Origin of the sequence: Streptomyces sp. NPDC058691, from assembly GCF_042714775.1 — a bacterium.
Taxonomy (GTDB): Bacteria; Actinomycetota; Actinomycetes; order Streptomycetales; family Streptomycetaceae; genus Actinacidiphila.
The window spans coordinates 1-19,253 of record NZ_JBHXSO010000095.1; the positions used below are offsets into that span (position 1 = coordinate 1).

A 19,253-nucleotide genomic window follows, 5' to 3' on the forward strand; every position below is an offset into this window, starting at 1 on the left:
GCCCGGGGGCGACCGCCCCGGTCCGGCCCCGCCCGCGGACCTACGTCACACGGCGTGGACGGTGCCCGCGTACCGCTGGACGAAGCGGGTGCCGGTGCCCGCCGTGACGGTCACGTCGTACCGGCCCTCGTCGGTGCGCCACTTCACGGTGTCGTTGTGACCTGCCCGGACCCAGACGACCTCCTCCTCACCGGAGAAGTCGTTCGGCGTCACGGTGAAGGCCACATCGGAGCCGCCGTCGTTGCGCAGCTCCAGCTCGACCGTGGTGTGCCCCGGGTCGTCGGCGCGGCGCAGCGTCGCCCCGACGAGCGGCGCGGCCACGTCGTCCTGGCCGTCGCGGACGACGGTCCCTGCGAAGCGCCGGACGAAGCCGTCGGCGCCGTGCACGGAGAAGTCGTAGCGGCCGTCGGTCGCCGCCGCGTCCCACACATAGGTGCGCGACGAGTGCGGCTGCACCGTGAACGGGGTGCCCACGCGCGGCAGGGCGATGTTGGGCAGCACGGTGAAGTGGTAGCCCACGGTGCCGTCGTTGGTCAGCGTGCAGGTGACCTTGCCGGTGGCCCGGTCGACCGTCACGTCGGCCCACGGCAGGTACGGCAGCGGGCGGTGCGGGCGCTCGCCCTCCTCCTGCGCCGGCATCGACTGCGCGGTGGGGATCTTGACGCCCGGCAGGGAGTTGCCGGCGTCCGCCTTCGCCATCAGCGCGACCGTGTCCGGCAGGACCGGGATGCTGTAGTCGGGCTTGGTGAAGTCGAAGGCGCTGGTGAGGTCGCCGCAGATGGTGCGCCGCCAGTCGGAGATGTTGGGCTCCTGCACACCGGTCACGCGCTCCAGGAAGCGCACCACCGACGTGTGGTCGAAGACCTGGGAGTTGACCCAGCCGCCGCGCGACCAGGGCGACACGACCCACAGCGGCACCCGGCTGCCCAGGCCGATGGGCTTGCCGTTCGCGAACTCGTCCTTGGTGCCGGCCTCCGGGAAGGGCGGGATGACGTGGTCGAAGTAGCCGTCGTTCTCGTCGTACATGACCAGGAAGACGGTGTGCTTCCAGACCTCGGGGTTGGAGAACAGCGACTGGAGCGCGGTGTTGACCCAGTGGGCGCCGTAGTCGGGGCCGGCCGACGGGTGCTCACTGAACAGGTAGGGCGCCACCAGCCAGGAAACGGTGGGCAGGGTGCCGTCCTTGCAGTGCTTGTCGAACGCCGTGGGGTCGAACTTCGTCATGGCGTTGATGTAGCGCGGGTCGTCCTTGGGGAACGCGTGGAACTGCTTGAAGTACGACAGCGCGTTGTCGTCGTAGTCGCCGTAGCGGTCGTCCGAGCCGTCCGGGTTGTGGTAGACGCGCCAGCTGACGCCGGCCTCTTCCAGGCGCTCGGCGTAGGTCGTCCAGTCGGCCACCGGGTTGTCGGTGACCGGGGTGTTGTCGGTCCACGGGCCCGTGGTGCCGTCGACGCCGGGGCCGGCGGTGCCGGTCCACAGGTAGAGGCGGTTGGGGTCGGTGGGGCCGTTCAGGGAGCAGAAGTAGCCGTCGCAGAGGGTGAAGGCGTCGGCGAGGGCGTACTGGTAGGGGATGTCCTCGCGGTTGAAGTAGCCCATGGTCCGCTCGCCCTTGGCGGAGACCCACTTGTCCATGGAGCCGTTGTTGACGGCGGAGTGGCCGGTGTCCCAGTCGTGCGGGAGACCGCCCGCGTTCTGGGCGTTGTACTTGGTGGTGTCCATCCGGAAGGGCAGCAGGTAGCCCTCGGAGCGGCTGCGGTCGGGCTGGCGGAACACGGAGTCGCCGCTCGGCAACACGACGGCCTGGCGGTCGCCGAAGCCCCGCACGCCGTTGAGGGTCCCGAAGTAGTGGTCGAAGCTGCGGTTCTCCTGCATCAGGATGACGACGTGCTTGACGTCGGCGATGCTGCCGTCCCGGTCGTCGTGGCTCGCGGCCTCGGCCGTACCGGGCAGTCCGACGGCTGCGGCGGCAGCCCCGGCGGCGGCGGTGCCGATGAAGGCGCGGCGGCTGAACTGGGTCATGGGGGTGGTCCTTCGGTTCGTTCGGGTCAGCCGCGGGCGGACAGCGAGAAGGTGACGACGGCGGCGGCGTGGTCGGACGGCCAGCCGTTGGCGGCCGTGCCGGGCACGGGCTTCGGCCAGCCGGTGACGAGGCTGTGCGCCTCGACGACGCGCAGCGGCCCCGCGTACTGGACCTGGTCGACGCGGTCCTGCGGCTCGGCGCCGCTGCCGCCGTCACGCTGCGGCCTGACGGGGGACCAGGTGGTGCCGGGCGCCGCGACCGGGTCGGTGTGGACGGCGCGGAAGGCGTCGACGAGGCCGGCCTGCTCCAGGGTCCCGGTGACGGGCCAGCGAAGGCGGCCCACTCCCCCGTGCTGGTCGGCGGTCTTGCTCGTCCAGTCCAGGTGCGAGGGCGAGGCGAGACCCGCGGCCAGGACGACCGGGCCGCGGGAGGCGATGTCCGCCCGCATCGCGGCGACCAGGGCCACCGCCTGCCGGTAGCGGAGCGTCCCCTCCTCCGCCGCCTCGACCTGCGCCGCACTGCTGCCCGCGAGCAGCGCGTACGGCCCGTAGTCCGCCTCGTCCAGCTGCGCCGTCCACAGCCGCACCGACGGGCCGCCGGGCGGCCGCACGGTGGCGGCGGCGGCCGGCAGGTCCGCGGTGGGGGCGACGACGTCACCGAGCGGGAAACGGCTCACGATGCCGAGACCGCCGGCCTGGTGGACCTCCCAGCCGAGCGCGCGGGCCAGGTCGCCGGCCGCGGTGCCGCCGGACTCCTGGAGGGCGACGACGTCGAGGCCCTGGGTGAGCACCAGGCTCAGCAGCTTCTCCGCGAAGCCGTCGATGTGGGTGCCGCCGTCCCAGAGGTTCAGCGAGGCGACCTTGAGCGGGATGCGGTCCCGGTCGTCGCGGACCGGCACCTGGACGGTGATCGTGTCGGTGCCCGCCGCGCTGTCGGTGACGGAGACGACCAGACGCCCCGGGTTCTTCGGGGTGTTGGCCGGCGCCTTGCCGCTGACGGTGCCGTCCGCGGCCACCGACAGCCAGGAGTCGCCGCCGGCGCTCTTGAACGTCGCGCTGCCCGCGGGGTTGCCCTCGGGCCGCACCCACAGGCCCGCCAGCGGCACGGTGAACTCGCTGCCCTCGAGCTGCGGGGCGGTCGTGAGGGCGTCCACCACCGCGTGCGGGCGCGGGATCACGGGACGGGGGACGAAGCTGAACGGCGAGGTCTTGGCGAGGATGCCGTAGCCGTCCTTGGCCAGCAGGTAGCCGGTGTACGGACCGCCGGTCAGGCCGGAGGTGTTGATGGTGATGTCGCCGGAGGCGGCCGGCGTGTACTCCCACGCCAGCGACGAGCCCACGCCGGGCTGGCGGTTGCCGTCGTAGACGCCGACCCAGTTCGTGGCGTCGGGCGCGCTGGTCGTCCAGTGGAAGACGACCTGGTCGCCCTCGAAGGGGGTCTGGGTCTTGAGCGTGAGCGAGTCGCCGGTGGGCGCTCCGGCGAAGCTGAACGGCGCGCTCTGGGCGAGGATGCCGTAGCCGTCCTTCGCCAGGAGGTAGATGGTGTACGGGCCGCCGCTGAGGCCGGACGTGTCGAGCGTCGTCTTGCCGGAGGTACCGGGGACGTACGTCCACACCAGGGAGCCGCCGCCGCTGCCCGGCTTGCGGTCGCCGTCGTACACGCCGATCCAGTTCTTCGGGTCGGGGGAGTCAGTCGTCCAGGTGAAGGTCAGCTTGTCGCCCCGCTGCGGGGGCGTCGTGGAGCTGAGCGCGATGGTGCTCCCGGACGCAGCGTCACGAGTGAGAGGTGGCACGGTGTTGGGTCCTCTCCGCCCGGGGACCGCCGCGGCGGGACCCGGGTGAGCAAAGTTGTCTATATAACTTCGCTCCAGCAAGCCGTCTCGTGGCGACGTCCCGGTGAACGAGGGATTGCCGCGGGCCGGGCGGCAAACGGAATTCTCGCTTCGCCCCGCGCGAGCCCCGGCGAGCGCGGGCGGCGGTGAAACGCCAGGCCAACGGCGGCTGTCGGGCCGGAGGTGGGGCCCGCCGGGGGTGTGGAGAACGGCGGCGCGCCGGCGACCGCGATGCGATGCCCGGTCGTGCGACGGGCCAGGGGGCGGATGGCGAACTGTGCGCAGAAGGGCCCGCTCCGCACGGGCGCGTCCGCCCATGCTGCGGGGCCGTGCCGTCCGCTTCGGCTTCCTGATCTTCCGCGCATGGCGAGGAGTGGCGTGGTGGCGCGGCGAGCCGCGCCGGACGCCGCGGACCCGGGGCGCGGCCGGCGGCACGCCCGCCCGTGTGGACTCGCCGGGCACGCGCCCGCGGATCACCGGCCGACGCCGGCGCCGTTCGTATGATCACCAGGCTCAGGACGACGTCGGCACCGAGGCGGTCGGAACGTGACACAACCGGGAATCGACTACGCGGCGGTCTTCCGGAGGCTGCCCAGTGCGGTGGCGCTCCTGACGCCCCAGCTGATGTTCGTCGATGCCAACGAGGACTACCTCGCGCTGTCGGGCCGGACGCCCGGGGAGGTGATCGGGCACTTCCTCTTCGACGTGTTCCCCGACAATCCCGGCCAGGCCAAGGCCTCCGGGATGCGCAACCTGGGGGCGTCGCTGCGGCGCGTGGCGACGACGGGCGAACGGGACGCGATGGCGCTCCAGCGGTACGACGTCGAGGACCCCGAGCGCCCCGGGCAGTGGAACGAGCGGTACTGGAGCACCGTCAACACGCCGGTGCTCGGGGAGGAAGGGCGCGTGGTGCTGGTGGCGCACCGCGTGGAGGAGGTCACCGAGCTCATCCGCGCCCGGGGCGGTCCCGAAGGCGGCCGCGCCAGGGTGCTGGAGGCCGAGCTGTACAGCAGGGCCCGCGAGTTGCAGGAGGTCAACGAGCGGCTGCGGCGCGCCCACGCCCGTGAGCGGGAGGTGGCGCTCGCGCTCCAGGCCGCGATGCTGCCGGCCCCGCAGCCGCTGCGGCAGCACCGGGTGGCGGTGCGCTACCGGCCGGCGACGGGCGCGCTGAACGTGTGCGGCGACTGGTACGACCTGGTGGACCTGCCCGGCGAGGGCGACCGGATCGGCGTCTCGGTCGGCGATGTCGTGGGGCACGGCCTGCCCGCGGCCTGCGTCATGGGGCAGTTGCGCAGCGCGCTGAGCGCGGCATCGCGGGTCGCGGAGGGCCCGGCCGGCGCCCTGGAGGTGCTGGGGCTGTACGCCCGCTCGGTGCCCGGGGCCGAGTCGACGACGGCGGTGAACACCTTCGTGGACTGGGAGGAACGGACCGTCACGTACAGCAGTGCCGGGCATCCGCCGCCGGCGCTCCTGCGCGCCGACGGCACCGTGGAGTTCCTCGACCAGGCCACCGATCCGCCGCTGGGCGCCCGCCCGGAGCATGTGGCCGGGCCGCAGGCCGTCGTCCCGTTCGGCGAGGACGACACCCTCGTGCTCTACACCGACGGCCTGGTCGAGCGGCGCGGCGAGGACATCGACGCCGGTCTCGCCCGGCTCGCCGATGTCCTCGCCCGGCACCGCGGCGCCGGGCCGGAGCGGCTCGCCGACGCGGTGCTCGGTGAGCTGCTGCCGCCCGGCGGGGTCACCGACGACACGGCACTGGTCGTCGTCCGCCTGTGAGCTGGGCGGTGACCGAATGACGGGCCGTCAGTTCCGTCGGTTCCGTCAGCTGAAGCCGACGACGGAGTGCGGCCGGTACGGCTCCTCCAGTGCCTTCAGCTCCGCCTCGTCCAACTGAAGGTCGAGGGAGGCCACGGCGTCGAGCAGGTGCTGCTCCTTGCCGACGCCCACGATGGGGGCGGTCACCCCCGGCTGCCGCAGCAGCCAGGCCAGGGCGACCTGGGCGCGCGACACACCGCGCCGGGCGGCGATGGCCGCCACCGCGTCGACGATGACGCTGTCCTGCTCGGAGTACAGGGTCTGCCCGAACTCGTCGGTCTCCTGACGCGCGCTGCCGGCGTCCCAGTCGCGGGTGAGCCGGCCGCGGGCGAGCGGGCTCCACGGGGTGACCCCGACGCCCTGGTCGGCGCAGAGCGGCAGCATCTCGCGCTCCTCCTCGCGGTAGAGGAGGTTGTAGTGGTTCTGCATGCTGATGTACTTGGTCCAGCCGCCCCGCTCCGCGGTGTGCTGGGCCTTGGCGAACTGCCAGGCGTACATGGACGACGCCCCGATGTAGCGGGCCTTGCCCGCCTTGACCACGTCGTGGAGGGCCTCCATGGTCTCCTCGACCGGGGTGTCGTAGTCCCAGCGGTGCGTGATGTAGAGGTCCACGTAGTCGGTGCCGAGGCGGCGCAGGCTCGCGTCGATCTCGGTGTGGATCGCCTTGCGCGACAGGCCCGCGCCGTTGGGACCGGGGCGCATACGGCCGTGCACCTTGGTGGCCAGGACGATCTCGTCGCGGTTCGCGTGCTCGGCCAGCACCCGCCCCACGATCTCCTCGCTCGTGCCGTCGGAGTAGACGTTGGCGGTGTCGAAGAAGGTGACGCCCGCTTCGATGGCCGCACGGATCAACGGGCGCGCGGCGTCCTCGTCGAGCGTCCAGGGGTGGTTGCCGCGCTCCGGCACGCCGTAGCTCATGCAGCCGAGGCAGATGCGCGAGACGTCGAGGCCGGTGGAGCCGAGTTTGGTGTACTGCACGTTCCTGCCTACCTCCGCGGATGGGGTGTTCCGGGCACGCCGGGCTGCCCGCACCCGCCCTCGGGACGGGCACGGCACCTCCGATCATGCCCCCCGCCCCGCCCGCATGGGTGAAGCGGGTCCCCTCGGTGGCGAAAGTCACTGAAGGGACCCGCTTCGCACGCGGCGGCCGTCAGGCCCGCAGCATCTCGGCGGCCCGTTCGGCGATGGCGTAGACGGTGGCGTTGGTGTTGGCCGAGGGGATCGAAGGAATGACGGAGCCGTCGGCGATCCGCAGGCCCTCGACATCGTGCACGCGCAGTTCGGTGTCGACGACGGACAGGGCGTCGTCGCCGATGCGGCAGGTGCCGACGGGGTGGTGGTACGGGGCCAGGGTCCTGCGCACGTACTCCCCCAAGGCGGCGTCGTCCGTCGCCTCCGGCCCCGGCTGGGCCTCGCACCCGCGCCATGGGTCCATCGCGTGCGCCCGACCGATCTCCCGCGCCATGCGCAGGCCCCGGACCACGGTGGCGAGGTCGCGGTCATCGCCGAAGTAGTCCGGGTCCACGCGTGGCGGGACGCCGGGATCCGCGCTCGCGAGACGGACGCTCCCCCGGCTGCGGGGCAGCATCGGGGCGACCGCGATGGTGTAGCCGTGGCCCGTTTCGGGCACGTCGGCGGCCGGTATGTGACCCGGGGCGTCGATGAAGAGCACCTGGAGGTCGGGGCCGTCGAGCCCGGGCTCGCTGTGCACCAGGCCGCACGCCTCGCCGTGGTTGTTCGCCCCCGCCGGAACCGGACGCGCGGCCCGGTAGACGACGTTGGCGATCGGGTGGTCGTGCAGGTTGGCCCCGACGCCCGGCAGGTCCACCAGGACGTCGACACCCGCGCGGCGCAGGTGTCCCCCGGGACCGACGCCGGACAGCATCAGCAGGTGCGCCGACCCGATGGAGCCCGCGGTGAGGACCACCTCGCCCGAGCAGCCGGCCGAGAAGGTGCCGGCGCCGGTGCTGTACTCCACCGCGGTGCAGCGCCCGCCGCCGAAGCGCAGCCGGTGCACGAGGGCCCCGGTCACGACGGTCAGCCGGGGACGGTGCAGAGCGGGAGCCAGGTAGGCGTCGGCCGCGCTCTGCCGCCTGCCGTCGACGATGTTCAGGTCGGACCAGCCGAACCCCTCCTCCGCCCCGCCGCTGATGTCGGCCGCGCGCGGGTGGCCGGTCTCGGCCGCCGCGTCCAGCAGGGACGCCACGACCGGGTGCGGAGGATCGGCGTGTCCCACGGTCAGGGGGCCGCCGACCCCGCGCAGTGCGGGATCCCGCCCGGTGGTGTTCTCGCTGCGCTTGAAGTAGGGCAGCAGGGCGTCGAATCCCCAGTCCGCCAGGCCGGCCTTCGCCCAGGCGTCGTAACTGGAGCGGTGGCCGCGCACGAAGTTCATCGCGTTGATGGCCGACCCTCCGCCGACCGCGCGCCCGCGCGCGATGGGGACGGTGGTGCCGGTGGCCCGCTGCGGGACGGTGACGTCCCCCCAGTTCGCCGGTGTCCGCAGCAGTGCCGGCCAGGCGGGAGGCGTGGTCATGGCGGTCGAGGTCTCGGCCGTGCCCGCTTCCAGCAGGAGGACGCGTGCGCCGTCGCGCTCGGACAGCCGTGCGGCGATCACGCTGCCGGCCGTCCCGGCGCCGACGACGACGTAGTCGTAGCTGTCGGTCATCGTTTCCATGGCTGAACCCGAAATCGTCGATAGGTTGCGGTGCTTGGTGCCCCCCCGTTGTCCCGGTGCGCGGTGTGCCGTCTCCCTCGGCGCGGTCATTCGGAGATGGGGTAGCGCGGCGGCTCGGGGCCCTCGATGGTGATCCACTGGAGTTCGGTGAACTCTTCCAGGCCCGCGTGTCCGCCGGATCTGCCGTAGCCGCTGTTCTTGACGCCGCCGAAGGGGATCTGGGGCTCGTCGTCGAGGGTGGTGCCGTTGATGTGGCACATGCCGGCGTCGATGCGCCTGGCGAGGTCGAGGGCGAGCGGGATGTTCCGGGTGAAGATGGCCGAACTGAGCCCGTAGTCGCTGTCGTTGGCCATGCGCAGGGCTTCCTCGGGTCCGTCGGCGGCGACGACGGCGGCCACGGGGCCGAAGGATTCCTCGCGGTAGACGCGCATGGCGGGAGTGACGTCGGCCAGCACCGTGGGCGTGAAGCACGGGCCCTCGGCCGTTCCCCCGGCCAGCAGCCGTGCGCCGGCCACGACGGCGTCCTGTACCAGGCCGGACAGCCGCGTGATCGCGGCCGGTCCGACGACGGGGCCCAGCGCGGTGTGCGGATCGCGGGGGTCACCGCAGGTGACGTTGGCGGCGAGGGCGGCCAGGCGCAGGGCGAACGCTTCGGCGACGGTGCGGTCGACGATGATCCGCTCGGTGGACACGCAGCCCTGGCCGGAGTTGGCGAACGCGCCGAAGGCGGCGGCGCTGACCGCCTGGCCCAGATCGGCGTCGGCGAGGACCAGCAGCGGTGCCTTGCCGCCGAGTTCGAGGATCGCCCGCTTCATGTGCGCGGCGGCCTGCTGGGCGATGATCCGGCCCACCCGGGTGGAACCGGTGAAATGCACCCGCCGGACCGCCTGATGAGCGATCAGCGCGGCCACGACTTCGGGGGCGTCCTCGGGCGCGTTGGTGACGAGGTTGTACACGCCGTCGGGCAGCCCGGCCTCGATGAGGCATTCCGCGACCAGGCCGTGCGTGCGCGGGGTCTGCTCGGCGGCCTTCATCACCACCGTGTCGCCCACGGCCAGCGCGTAGGGGACCGAGTTGCCGACGAGCAGCGCCGGGGCGTTCCACGGGATGAGGCACGCGACCACGCCGACCGGCCTGCGGACCGCGAACGAGGTACGGCCCGGCACTTCGGAAGGGATGAGCTCGCCGGTGAGGCCCTCGTGGACGGCGCTCGCCGCGTGGCGGAACTTCTCGGCGAGGGCGGTGGTGTTGTAGTGGCCCCAGGCGGCGGGCCCGCCCATCTCGGTGGTGATCGCCGCGGAGATCTCCTCCGCCCGCGCCTCGATGTTCCCGGCCGCCGTCCACAGGACGCGGCGGCGCTCCGCGGGCGGCGACGCGGCCCACGGGGGAAAGGCACGCTCGGCGGCGTCGGCAGCGCGCACGACGTCCGCGGGAACGGCCGCCGCGGCCCGGGAGGCGACCTCGCCGGTGAACGGGTCGTGTGCCGTGTAGGTGTGTGCGTTGGCGGCCTTCCGCCATGTGCCGTCGATCAGCAGATCCTGGACGGCCTTCTCACTGGTGACAGTCATGGGTGGTTCTCCTGCCTCGGGGGCGTCGCGCATCGCGCATCGCACATCGCGCGCCGGGCATCACGCGGGTCACGGCGTCCGGCGGTGCCGGGCGTGCCCGCCGCACGCGGGTCTGCACGCGTACGCGGCGGCTGGGGGACGAGCGGCAAGAGCCCGCATCGGTCGGCGGTGTCGTCGACGCCCGGGGCGCCCGCGGTGATGTGGCAGCCGAGCCGGTTGTCGTCCTGGTGCCGGATGGGTGGTGTTCCGGCCCGACACCAGGGAGCGTAGCGCCGATAACACATATATGCAACAAGTGATAACAGGGCCGACCAAAGGGTGCGAAAGGGTCAGCGCGTCGAACCGGCAGGCCGGATGAAACCCGGCCCGCAGCGGGGCGGGGCGCGGCCGCCGCCGTGGCCTCAGGGTGCCGTGGGGCTGTGCACGGCGGTGACGGAGAGCGTGATGACACCCGTCGCGGCGCAGCCCAGCAGCGTGTCGTCCGGCAGGAAGAGCGCGTCGCGCTCGTCGGGCGGGTAGACGCGCAGACCTCGCGCCTTCTGCGGAGCGCACGTCTTCGCGTCGTAGTTCGCGACCTGCGCCATACGCAGTCCGGCCTCGGCGGAGCCGCCCTGCCGCAGCAGGACGGGCTCGCCGGCGGTCCCCGTGCGCTCGGCCGGGCTGCCGATCTGCCGTCCCGTGGCCCCACCCACCAGGGAGACACCCGGGAAGCCGTACAAAGTGCAGGGACGCGGGCCGGTGTTGACGAAGACCAGCGCGCGCTCCACCGAGCCGGCGGCGCCCTCGGAGTCACCGAAGGCGATCTTGAGCTGTGCGGAACGGCAGGCGGTGATCTGGGACACCGGGGTGGAAGAGGCCGAGGGCCGGGCCGCGGGTGGCCGCGCCGTCCCGGACGGCACGGGTGCGGGGGTCGCCCGGTCACCGCCCTCGGAGGGCAGGACGCTCACCGGCGGCGCGGCGGGCCGCACGCTCGATGCGCCACCGCCGCCCGGCACCGGCACCAGGAACACCGCGGCCGCCACACAGCCGGTCACCACGGCGCCGAGGACGGCCGCCCGGCGCCGCCGCGCGGACCGGGCCCGGCGGCGGACGGCGGCGAAGGCACCGGGCGGCGGGGCCAGGAGCGTCACGGGGTGCCGGAACACCTCGGCGATCTCGCTCGGCGCGTCCTCGGCGCCCCCCTCGCCGGGCTCGGGGAGGTCACCCGGGTCAGACGGTCGTTTCATGAAGCCCCCTGAGAGAGGCCCGCAGGTGCTGCCGGGCTGCGTGGAGATCGCTCTTGATCGTGCCGGGACGGCGGTGCAGGACCTCCGCGATGTCGTTCACGGACAGGTCGGCGTAGTAGTGCAGCAGGACCGGGACGCGCAGCCGCCTGGGCAGGGCCTCCACCAGGGCGCGGATGTCGGTGCCGTGGTCGGCGGCCGGGGCGTGGTCCGCCGTCACGATCTCCAACTGCCTTACGGCGGCCTTCTCCCGCTCCTGCCGGCGCCAGTGCTCCTTCACGAGGTTCGCCGCGATGGAGAAGAGGTACGGGGCGGGTTCCCGGACCGTCGCCCAGCGCGACCACAGTCGCGTGAACGACTCGGACGCGATCTCGTGCGCGATGGCGTCGCTGTCCACGAGCCTGCGGCACCAGCCCGCCAGGCGCGGATAGAAGGATTCGAAGAACTCCTCCGCCTCCGCTGCGCTGCTCACACCGAACCCGCCATTCCTGTCTCGCTCCCCCTTGCCGCGCCGACACCCTCCGTCAGACGGTGACGACCCCCTTCCAGCCGCCGACGGGCTGCTCCCCCACGTTCAGGCGCTGCAGGTTGCGCACCACCGAGGGGTGCTGTGCCTCCAGCCAGTCGCAGAACTGGCGGAACGACACCATGCGGACATCCTCCTTCTGGGACATCTCGCCGATCACCTCCTCGACGGCGTCCATGTAGATGCCGCCGTTCCACTGCTCGAAGTGGTTGCCGATGAAGAGCGGGGCGCGGTTGGTGGTGTACGCGCGCTCGAAGCCGGCCAGGTAGGAGCCGCGGGCCTGGTCGCGCCACTCGGGACGGCGCGCCGGGTCGCCCTGGGTGACCCCGGACTGGTTGGCGAGCATGTTGTAGTCCATGGACAGGACTTCGAAGCTGTGCCCGGGGAACGGCAGGGACTGCAGCGGGAAGTCCCAGATGCCGAGCTTGCGGCGCGGCCAGACCTGGAGCCCGCCGGGCGAGCTGGCGTCGTAGCGCCATCCGAGGGCGGCGGCGGTGGACAGCAGGTTGAACTGGCCCATCAGGCAGGGCGTACGGCCGCCGACGAGTTCCTTGGTGTAGTCGAAGGGCAGCGGGTCCATGTCGTCGAAGCCGGTGTTGGTCTTCCACTCCTGGACGAAGCGCGTGGCCTGCTCTATCTCGCTGCGCCACTCCGCGGGCGACCAGCGCTTCACCGAGCCGTAGCCGCCGCAGAAGTGGCCGTTGAAGTGGGTGCCTATCTCGTGGCCCTCGAGCCACGCAGACCTCAGCTGCTCCAGTGTCAAACGTATGTGAGCATCCGTCAGGTAACCGATGTCGGAGGCGCCCACCGGGTTGCGGGGCGGGTCGTACAGGTGCTTCTTGGACTCGGGCAGCAGATACAGCCCCGAGAGGAAGAACGTCATGGTCGCGTTCGCCTCCTCGGCGACCTTCCGGAAGCGGGCGAAGAGGCCGTTGTCCAGTTCCCCGGCCCCGTCCCAGGAGATCACGACGAACTGCGGCGGCCGCTCCCCCTTCTCCAGCCTTCGCACGGCCGGCTGCCGCGGCTGGGCACCGGTCAGCGCGGTCGAGCCGTCGCCTATCAGCCGCGGGTGCTCGACGCTGGGCGGCTCGACGTGCGGCGGCGCCGAACGCGTCGGGGTGGCGGACGCCGAGGGAGACGCCGAGGGGGACGGGGTCGGGTTGCCGCGCGCGAAGGCCTCGCCGCCCACGCCGCGGTACAGCGCGTAGCCACCGGCCGACAACAGGCCGCCGGCGCCCAGTCCCATGAACAACCTGCGGGGCAGCCGGGACGGTTCCGCGTGCGAAGGACGTGACGCGCTCATTTTTGCTCACTCACTGTTGGCGGCCGATCACCCGGAGCCGTCGCTCCTCTGCGACGACACCCCTATAGAGACCGATGGCAGGCACTTGGTTGTGACAGAACGGCAACAGAGCACACCGGGCCGGCCTTCGCCCCCGCCGAGTGCTGCCGGGCCCCTTCACCGCAGCGCTCGCAGCCACTCCCGGGCCGACCGCGGGGTGCGCAGCCGTATGACGTGCAACGGTGCGAAGCGCCGGTCGAGGGAGCGCCGCTCGATCTCGGCGCGCCGGGCGGCGTGCTGGGACCAGGCCCACCACGCGGGGTGGTCGGCACGGAACCAGGAGGACACCGTCTCCACGTTCCCGCCGAAGATCCGCTCGCGCAGCGCGGTCCTCCGCAGCGACCGGCGCAGGATCCGCGGCATGACGACCGACCTGGGGTAGTCGAGCCAGACGACCGTGTCGGCGTGCGTCCACACCAGGTCCCGGACCTCCGGGTAGCCGAAGGAGTCGAAGACCCACCCCGGGCCGGCGGCGATCTCCGCCACCCGGTCGCGGAACGCGGGGTCGGCGGCCCAGCCGGGGCCGGTGAACTTCAGGGCGTCCATCTCGTGGAACGGCAGGCCCAGGCGCGCGGCAAGGGCACGGGCCATGGTGGTCTTGCCCGCCCCGCTGATGCCGGCGACCAGGATGCGTCTCATCCGCGCAGGTTATCCGCGGTGCCGACGCCGCCGGTCAGTGGCCCGGCGTCCGCACCGTCGCGCGTCGCCGGCGGCCGTCTCGTTGAAGCCGGGACCCCGGGAGGGAGCATCGTTTCCCCGCGGCGCGGCGGCCTCGGACTCAGCACAGCACCTTGAGCGCCCCCGGCCGGATCCGCGCGGTGACCGGGAGGACCGCGTCGACCTCGCCGTCCGCCCCGTAGGGGACGGCGCGGTCGGCCTCGATGCGGATCTCCTTCCCGCGCACGATCTCGACCTCGGGCCGGTCCACATGGGCGCCGGTCTTGAGTTCGTTCATCAGGGCGAAGAAGAGCCGGCGCGGCGCGTCGTGGATCATGACGACGTCGAGCAGCCCGTCGTCCACGCGGGCGCCGGGCGCGATCGCGCGACCGGAGCCGTAGTAGCCGGAGTTGGCGGCCACGACCGTGTAGCCGCGGCGCTCGTGCAGCACCCCGTCGACGGTGACCCGATAGGCGGCCGCGCGCCAGCCGGCGACCGCGCGCAGTCCGCCCGCGTAGTACGAGGCGGCGCCGCTCAGCAGCCGGGAGGCGTTGGCGTGGCGGTTGGCGACGGCGTCGACGCCCGCGTAGACACTGCCCAGCACCACCGTGCGGTGGTGGACCGCGGAGTCGATCTCGATGGTGTCGACCGGACGTGGATCCCCGTGGAGCAGGACCCGGGCGAGGTCGTCCGGTCCCGAGGGAAGGCCGAGGGCGCGGGCGAAGTCGTTGCCGCGGCCCGCGGGCACGAGGCCGAGGACGGTGTCCGTGCCGCTGAGCGCGCCGCCGATGCCGCCCACGATGCCGTCCCCGCCGACGGCGAGCACGACGCGCCCCTGCTCGCCCGCGCGGCGGGCGAGTTCCTGTGCGTGCGCCAGGCTGGTGCTGTACTCCGTCTCCAGCCCCGCGCCGGCCTCGCGCAGCAGCCGGGCGAGCGGAAGGAGGGCGGCGGCCCCCGTGGACCCCCCGGCGGTGGGATTGACGACGGCGGTGAACTGTCGCATGCGCGTGCCTCCGGGACGGGGGATGGGGCTCAGCGGGTGGGGAGGAGGATGCCGGGGTTCAGCAGCCCGGCCGGGTCGAGCACGTCCTTCACGGCCCGCAGCGCGGCGATGCCCAGCGGGCCGGCCTCACGCACGTACCAGTCGCGGTGGTCGGCGCCCACGCCGTGGTGGTGGCTGATGGTGCCGCCGGCGGCGATGATCGCCTCGTTCGCGGCGGTCTTGGCGGGCGCCCAATGGGCGACGGGGTCCTCGCCCTGCGCCGAGACGACCGTGAAGTAGAGCGAGGCACCGTTCTCGTACACGTGCGAGATGTGGCACATGACCAGGGGCGGCGTGCCGGCGCCCGCGAGGGTGTCGGTGAGGGCCTGGCGCACGGAGTCGTAGAGCTCCGGCAGGCGCGACCAGAACGTCGCGGTCTCCAGGGTCTCGGCGAAGGCGCCCGCGTCGAGAAGGGCGTCCCGCAGGTAGGGCGCGGAGTAGCGGCCGTGGGCCCAGCGTTGCCCGGGCTCCTCGCCGAGGTACTCGCCGCCGCAGTCGCGCAGTACGGCCGCGGCCCGCGCGCGGCGGTAGGCGGTGTCCTCCTCGGTGCCCTCGTAGCCGGTGATCGCGACGCAACCGGCCGCCGAGGGGCCGCCGGAGGCGCCGATGGCGTCGGGCTGGGCCAGGCCGATCATCGTCTCCGTCTCGTCGGACAGCCGCAGCACCGTCGGGCGGGGGCCGTCCTGGGCGAGCCTGCGCAGGGCGGCCGCGCCCTCGGCGAAGCCGGCGAAGCGCCAGCCCTCGTAGACCGTCACCTGCGGGACCGGGCGGATCCGCACGGTGACGGAGGTGATGACGCCGAGCGCGCCCTCGGAGCCGAGGACGAGTTGGCGCAGGTCCGGGCCGGCGGCGGAACGCGGCGCGCGTCCGGCGTCGAGGGTGCCCCGCGGGGTGGCGACGGTCAGGCCGAGGACCATCTCGTCGAAGCGGCCGTAACCGGCGGACGCCTGGCCGCTGGAGCGGGCGGCGGCGAACCCGCCGATGGTGGCCCACTCGTAGGACTGGGGGAAGTGGCCCAGGGTGAAGCCCTGTTCGGCGAGCAGCGCCTCGGCCTCGGGGGCGCGCAGGCCGGGCTGGAGGATCGCGGTCCGCGACACGGGGTCCAGGGACAGCATGCGGTCCATGCGGCGCAGGTCGAGGGCGACGAAGGGGCGGCCGCCCTGCGGGGCCAGACCTCCGACGACCGAGGTGCCGCCGCCGAACGGCACGACGGCCAGGTCGTGTTCGGCGCACACGGCCAGCACGGCCAGCACCTCGTCGTGGCCGGCGGGCAGCACGACGGCGGCCGGGACGTCGGCCACGTCGCCGGCCCGGATGCGCAGCAGGTCGGGGGTGGACTTGCCACGCTGGTGCCGGATCCGGCTCTCGGCGTCGGTACGGACGTACGAGGGGCCGCCCACGGCGTCGGCGAGCGCGTCGCGGGCCTCGTCGCCGAGCGGGCTCTCCGGGACCTCGATGCCGGCCAGGTCTGCCGGGGCGGCTTCGCGGGGCTTGACCCCGAGGAGATCGCGCAGCAGTCCGATCACGGAGTCGGGCAGCGGGGCCGCCTTGGCCGGGTCACCCCAGCCGCTCCACAACATGTCCACGTCGTCGTCCTCACCGGTCGGGGTCGGGGGGCGGGGGGCCATCTCCTGCGGCCCTCACGGGCGTTACACTGTGACACATGGCGCCTATTCGTCACAACACTCGGACGGCGGCGGATCCGGTGCTCGACGCCGTCCGCGACTGCGTCCTGGCCGTCGGCGTCCGCCGCACGACCCTCACCGACGTGGCCCGCCGCGCGGGCGTCTCGCGCATGACGCTCTACCGGCGCTGGCCCGATGTGCGCACCCTGGTCGGGGACCTGATGACCCGTGAGTGGGTGAGCGTCGCGATGGAGGCGATGCCCCGGAGTGGCGGGGACCTGGACATCCGCACGCAACTGGTCGACGGGCTGGTGGACGGCGTCCGCTCGTTCCGGGCGCACCCGCTCTTCGTCAAGATCGTCGACGTCGACCCCGAACTGCTGCTCCCCTATGTGCTCGACCGCCGCGGCGCCAGCCAGGACGCGCTGCTGCAACTGATCACCGGCGCCCTGACGGAGGGCCACGCCGAAGGTTCCGTACGCGACGCACAACCTGCCCGGCAGGCGCGATCGGTGCTGCTGCTCGTGCAGTCGTTCGCCCTCTCGCTGCGCACCATGACCGACGAGGACGACCCCGACCTGAACTCGGCCGCGTTCCTGGAGGAGCTGCGGTTCATGCTGGAAAGGACCCTGACGCCATGAGCCCCATGAGCAGCCCGGCTTCGTCCGCCTCCGCTTCCTCCGCTTCTTCCGCTTCCTCCGCTTCCTCCGCCTCGTCGCTGTCCGCGGCCCGCCGCGTCCGCGAACTGGCCGAACTCGCGGACGGCGCGGTCGTGGACGTCCTTGTCGTGGGCCTCGGCGCCACCGGCGCGGGGGCGGCGCTCGACGCGGCCTCGCGCGGCCTGTCGGTCGCCGCCGTCGACGCCCACGACCTGGCCTTCGGCACCTCCCGCTGGAGCTCCAAGCTGATCCACGGCGGCCTGCGCTACCTCGCCTCCGGCCAGTTGGACGTCGCCCACGAGAGCGCCGTCGAGCGCGGTGTGCTGATGGAGCGCACCGCCCCCCACCTCGTCCGCGCGCAGCCCTTCGTGCTCCCGCTCACCCCGCTGGTCTCGCGCGGCCAGGCGGCCCTCGCCTGGACCGGCTTCCGGGCCGGCGACGCGCTGCGGCTGGCCGCCCGCACCTCCCGCGCCACGCTGCCGGCCCCGCGCCGGCTCTCCGCCGTGGAGACCCGGCACTTCGCCCCCGCGCTGCGCCCGTCCGGCCTGCGCGGCGGACTGCTGTCCTGGGACGGCCAACTCACCGACGACGCCCGCCTGGTGACGGCGATCGCCCGCACCGCCGCCGCGCACGGCGCACGGGTCCTGACCCGGGTCCGCGTGGTCGCGCTGACCGGCTCCGGGGCCCTGATACGCGACGAACTGACCGGCGAGGAGACCGAGATCCGCGCCCGCGCCGTGATCAACGCCGCCGGCGTGTGGGCCGGCGGGCTGGTCGACGGCATCCGCCTGCGTCCCTCGCGCGGCACCCACCTCGTCCTGCGCGCGGAGCCGCTGGGCGAGCTCCCCGCGGGCCTGCACATCCCGATTCCCGGCGAGTCCAACCGCTTTGTGCTCGTACTGCCGCAGGGCGACGGCCGCGTCTACGTCGGTCTGACCGACGAGCCGGTCGACGGCGACATCCCCGACGTGCCGGAGGTCCCCGAGACCGACATCGGCTTCCTGCTGGACGTGCTCGGCAGCGCGCTGGACACCAGCGTGGGGCGCGAGGACGTCGTCGGCGCCTTCGCGGGACTGCGGCCGCTCCTGGACACCTCCGCGGACGGCGCCGGGCACACCTCCGACATCTCCCGCAAGCACGCGGTCCTGACCTCGGGCGACGGTGTCGTGACCGTGGTCGGCGGCAAGCTGACCACGTACCGGCGGATGGCGCAGGACGCGGTCGACGCGGCGGTGTCCGCCCGCGGCCTCACCGCCGGGCCGTCCCGTACGACGACGCTGCCGCTGGTCGGCGCGGCCCCCGCCGCGGAGTTGACCGGTCTCGCGGCGCCGCGCCGCCTGGTGCGGCGGTACGGCACCGAGGCCCCGGCGGTCCACGCCCTCGGCGCCGCGGAACCGGCGCTGCGCGAGTCCGTCGTGCCGGGGCATCCCGTGACCCGGGCCGAACTCGTCTGGGCGGTGCACCACGAGGGTGCGCTCGACGCCGCCGACCTCCTCGACCGGCGCAGCCGCATCGGCCTGGTCCCGGCGGACCGCGAAGAGGCCGTCAAGGCGGCGGAGGAGGCACTGGCCCGCGCTGTGCGGGGCTGACGTCACCGGCGCCTCCCCGAACCGCACGAAGTCCGGCTTCCGCCAGGGCCCTTGAGCGCCGCGAAGAGAACTCGCCCAGCGTGCACCGCGGCCCGCGCTCCCGCGCCCGGTGAATTCCCCATCCCGATCAGGGAATTCCGCGTCGGGGCGCGTCCGGCACCGCCGGAAAGGCGAGAGGCCGAAAAGGGCGGCGGCTGGGCCTCCCCGGGCGGGCCACCGTAAACCGCCGGGAACTGCGGGTGTTTGGGGTCCCGCATCCGGGGCACCCGGAAATTGCGGTGAGCGGCGCAGTCGGGTGCCGGCTCTCCTCTCCGGCCCGCACCCGACTGCGCGCCGAATTCCGTATGCACCATTCACGAATTCGTTCATGGAGGCTCACGTGGTTCCCCTTTTGCTGGTTCTGCTTCTGGCCGTCATCCTGTTCGGGGCCGGATTCGCCCTCAAGGCCCTCTGGTGGGTCGCCATCATCGTCCTGGTGCTCTGGCTGCTCGGATTCGTCATGCGGGGCACGTCCTCGGGTGGCGGCAGGTCGCGCTGGTACCGGTGGTGACCTCTCTCTGACCCCCTTGCGGACGGGGGGGGGGGGGGGGGCCGGGCCCCCCCCCCGGGGGGGTAGAAAAAAAAACACACCCCCCCCCCCCCCCAAAAGGTATGAAGGGGGGTGGGTTGTTAGAAAGTT

General features: G+C 73.3%; 15 protein-coding genes. 4 read left to right on the forward strand and 11 right to left on the reverse strand.

The window, feature by feature from the left end; translation table 11 throughout:
* Positions 1 to 45: 45 nt before the first annotated feature.
* Positions 46 to 2,019, reverse strand: coding sequence for a phosphocholine-specific phospholipase C (locus tag ACFWVC_RS36600; RefSeq protein ID WP_384297955.1), 1,974 nt, complete (start codon positions 2,017 to 2,019; stop codon positions 46 to 48).
* A gap of 26 nt (positions 2,020 to 2,045) precedes the next feature.
* Positions 2,046 to 3,812, reverse strand: coding sequence for a hypothetical protein (locus ACFWVC_RS36605; RefSeq protein ID WP_384297959.1), 1,767 nt, complete (start codon positions 3,810 to 3,812; stop codon positions 2,046 to 2,048).
* Positions 3,813 to 4,397: 585 nt separating this feature from the next.
* Here ACFWVC_RS36605 and ACFWVC_RS36610 point away from each other — a divergent pair.
* A complete protein-coding gene (locus ACFWVC_RS36610) occupies positions 4,398 to 5,630 on the forward strand; it encodes a SpoIIE family protein phosphatase (RefSeq protein ID WP_384297962.1) in 1,233 nt (410 codons plus the stop codon).
* 45 nt (positions 5,631 to 5,675) lie between these two features.
* On the opposite strand, the gene ACFWVC_RS36615 is transcribed toward ACFWVC_RS36610, so the two are convergent.
* The 9 genes from ACFWVC_RS36615 to ACFWVC_RS36655 form a co-directional block, all read right to left on the reverse strand.
* On the reverse strand, positions 5,676 to 6,647 hold the full coding sequence (locus ACFWVC_RS36615) for an aldo/keto reductase (protein WP_384297964.1): 972 nt from the start codon (positions 6,645 to 6,647) through the stop codon (positions 5,676 to 5,678).
* Positions 6,648 to 6,819: 172 nt separating this feature from the next.
* The gene (locus ACFWVC_RS36620) at positions 6,820 to 8,343 is read right to left on the reverse strand and encodes a GMC family oxidoreductase (RefSeq protein ID WP_384297967.1); all 1,524 of its coding nucleotides are present in this window, start codon (positions 8,341 to 8,343) and stop codon (positions 6,820 to 6,822) included.
* An 86-nt stretch (positions 8,344 to 8,429) separates the two neighbouring features.
* The gene (locus tag ACFWVC_RS36625) at positions 8,430 to 9,911 is read right to left on the reverse strand and encodes an aldehyde dehydrogenase family protein (RefSeq protein WP_384297970.1); all 1,482 of its coding nucleotides are present in this window, start codon (positions 9,909 to 9,911) and stop codon (positions 8,430 to 8,432) included.
* A gap of 401 nt (positions 9,912 to 10,312) precedes the next feature.
* Positions 10,313 to 11,137, reverse strand: coding sequence for a DUF4232 domain-containing protein (locus tag ACFWVC_RS36630; RefSeq protein ID WP_384297973.1), 825 nt, complete (start codon positions 11,135 to 11,137; stop codon positions 10,313 to 10,315).
* Positions 11,121 to 11,606, reverse strand: coding sequence for an RNA polymerase sigma factor (locus ACFWVC_RS36635; RefSeq protein ID WP_384297976.1), 486 nt, complete (start codon positions 11,604 to 11,606; stop codon positions 11,121 to 11,123). Before ACFWVC_RS36635 ends, ACFWVC_RS36630 begins: the two co-directional genes overlap by 17 nt.
* 52 nt (positions 11,607 to 11,658) lie before the next feature.
* Entirely contained in the window at positions 11,659 to 12,906 is a 1,248-nt protein-coding gene (locus ACFWVC_RS36640) for a hypothetical protein (protein WP_384297992.1), read from the reverse strand.
* 213 nt (positions 12,907 to 13,119) lie between these two features.
* Positions 13,120 to 13,641 (reverse strand): AAA family ATPase, encoded by a 522-nt coding sequence (locus ACFWVC_RS36645; protein WP_384297979.1) that lies wholly within the window; start codon positions 13,639 to 13,641, stop codon positions 13,120 to 13,122.
* Positions 13,642 to 13,780: 139 nt separating this feature from the next.
* Positions 13,781 to 14,662: a YegS/Rv2252/BmrU family lipid kinase gene (locus ACFWVC_RS36650; protein WP_384297983.1), complete on the reverse strand. Its 882-nt coding sequence runs from the start codon at positions 14,660 to 14,662 to the stop codon at positions 13,781 to 13,783.
* 29 nt (positions 14,663 to 14,691) lie between these two features.
* Positions 14,692 to 16,287 (reverse strand): FAD-binding oxidoreductase, encoded by a 1,596-nt coding sequence (locus tag ACFWVC_RS36655; protein WP_384297995.1) that lies wholly within the window; start codon positions 16,285 to 16,287, stop codon positions 14,692 to 14,694.
* Positions 16,288 to 16,364: 77 nt separating this feature from the next.
* Here ACFWVC_RS36655 and ACFWVC_RS36660 point away from each other — a divergent pair, with 77 nt between their 5' ends.
* The 3 genes from ACFWVC_RS36660 to ACFWVC_RS36670 all read left to right on the forward strand — a co-directional run bounded on the left by ACFWVC_RS36660 (position 16,365) and on the right by ACFWVC_RS36670 (position 19,124).
* Positions 16,365 to 16,967 carry a TetR/AcrR family transcriptional regulator gene (locus tag ACFWVC_RS36660; RefSeq protein WP_384297986.1) on the forward strand — a complete coding sequence of 201 codons (603 nt, stop codon included), beginning with the start codon at positions 16,365 to 16,367 and terminating at the stop codon, positions 16,965 to 16,967.
* Positions 16,968 to 16,972: 5 nt separating this feature from the next.
* On the forward strand, positions 16,973 to 18,574 hold the full coding sequence (locus tag ACFWVC_RS36665) for a glycerol-3-phosphate dehydrogenase/oxidase (protein ID WP_384297997.1): 1,602 nt from the start codon (positions 16,973 to 16,975) through the stop codon (positions 18,572 to 18,574).
* A gap of 379 nt (positions 18,575 to 18,953) precedes the next feature.
* Complete coding sequence (locus tag ACFWVC_RS36670) at positions 18,954 to 19,124, forward strand: hydrophobic protein (RefSeq protein ID WP_384297989.1); 171 nt, start codon at positions 18,954 to 18,956, stop codon at positions 19,122 to 19,124.
* Positions 19,125 to 19,253 lie beyond the last annotated feature (129 nt).

Excerpts from the sequence above, each read along its gene's own strand:
- ACFWVC_RS36645 (WP_384297979.1), bottom strand. The coding sequence starts at position 13,641 with ATGAGACGCATCCTGGTCGCCGGCATCAGCGGGGCGGGCAAGACCACC.
- ACFWVC_RS36650 (WP_384297983.1), bottom strand. The coding sequence starts at position 14,662 with ATGCGACAGTTCACCGCCGTCGTCAATCCCACCGCCGGGGGGTCCACG.
- ACFWVC_RS36625 (WP_384297970.1), bottom strand. The coding sequence starts at position 9,911 with ATGACTGTCACCAGTGAGAAGGCCGTCCAGGATCTGCTGATCGACGGC.
- ACFWVC_RS36620 (WP_384297967.1), bottom strand. The coding sequence starts at position 8,343 with ATGGAAACGATGACCGACAGCTACGACTACGTCGTCGTCGGCGCCGGG.
- ACFWVC_RS36640 (WP_384297992.1), bottom strand. The coding sequence starts at position 12,906 with ATGGGACTGGGCGCCGGCGGCCTGTTGTCGGCCGGTGGCTACGCGCTG.
- ACFWVC_RS36600 (WP_384297955.1), bottom strand. The coding sequence starts at position 2,019 with ATGACCCAGTTCAGCCGCCGCGCCTTCATCGGCACCGCCGCCGCCGGG.
- ACFWVC_RS36660 (WP_384297986.1), top strand. The coding sequence starts at position 16,365 with ATGGCGCCTATTCGTCACAACACTCGGACGGCGGCGGATCCGGTGCTC.
- ACFWVC_RS36630 (WP_384297973.1), bottom strand. The coding sequence starts at position 11,137 with ATGAAACGACCGTCTGACCCGGGTGACCTCCCCGAGCCCGGCGAGGGG.
- ACFWVC_RS36665 (WP_384297997.1), top strand. The coding sequence starts at position 16,973 with ATGAGCAGCCCGGCTTCGTCCGCCTCCGCTTCCTCCGCTTCTTCCGCT.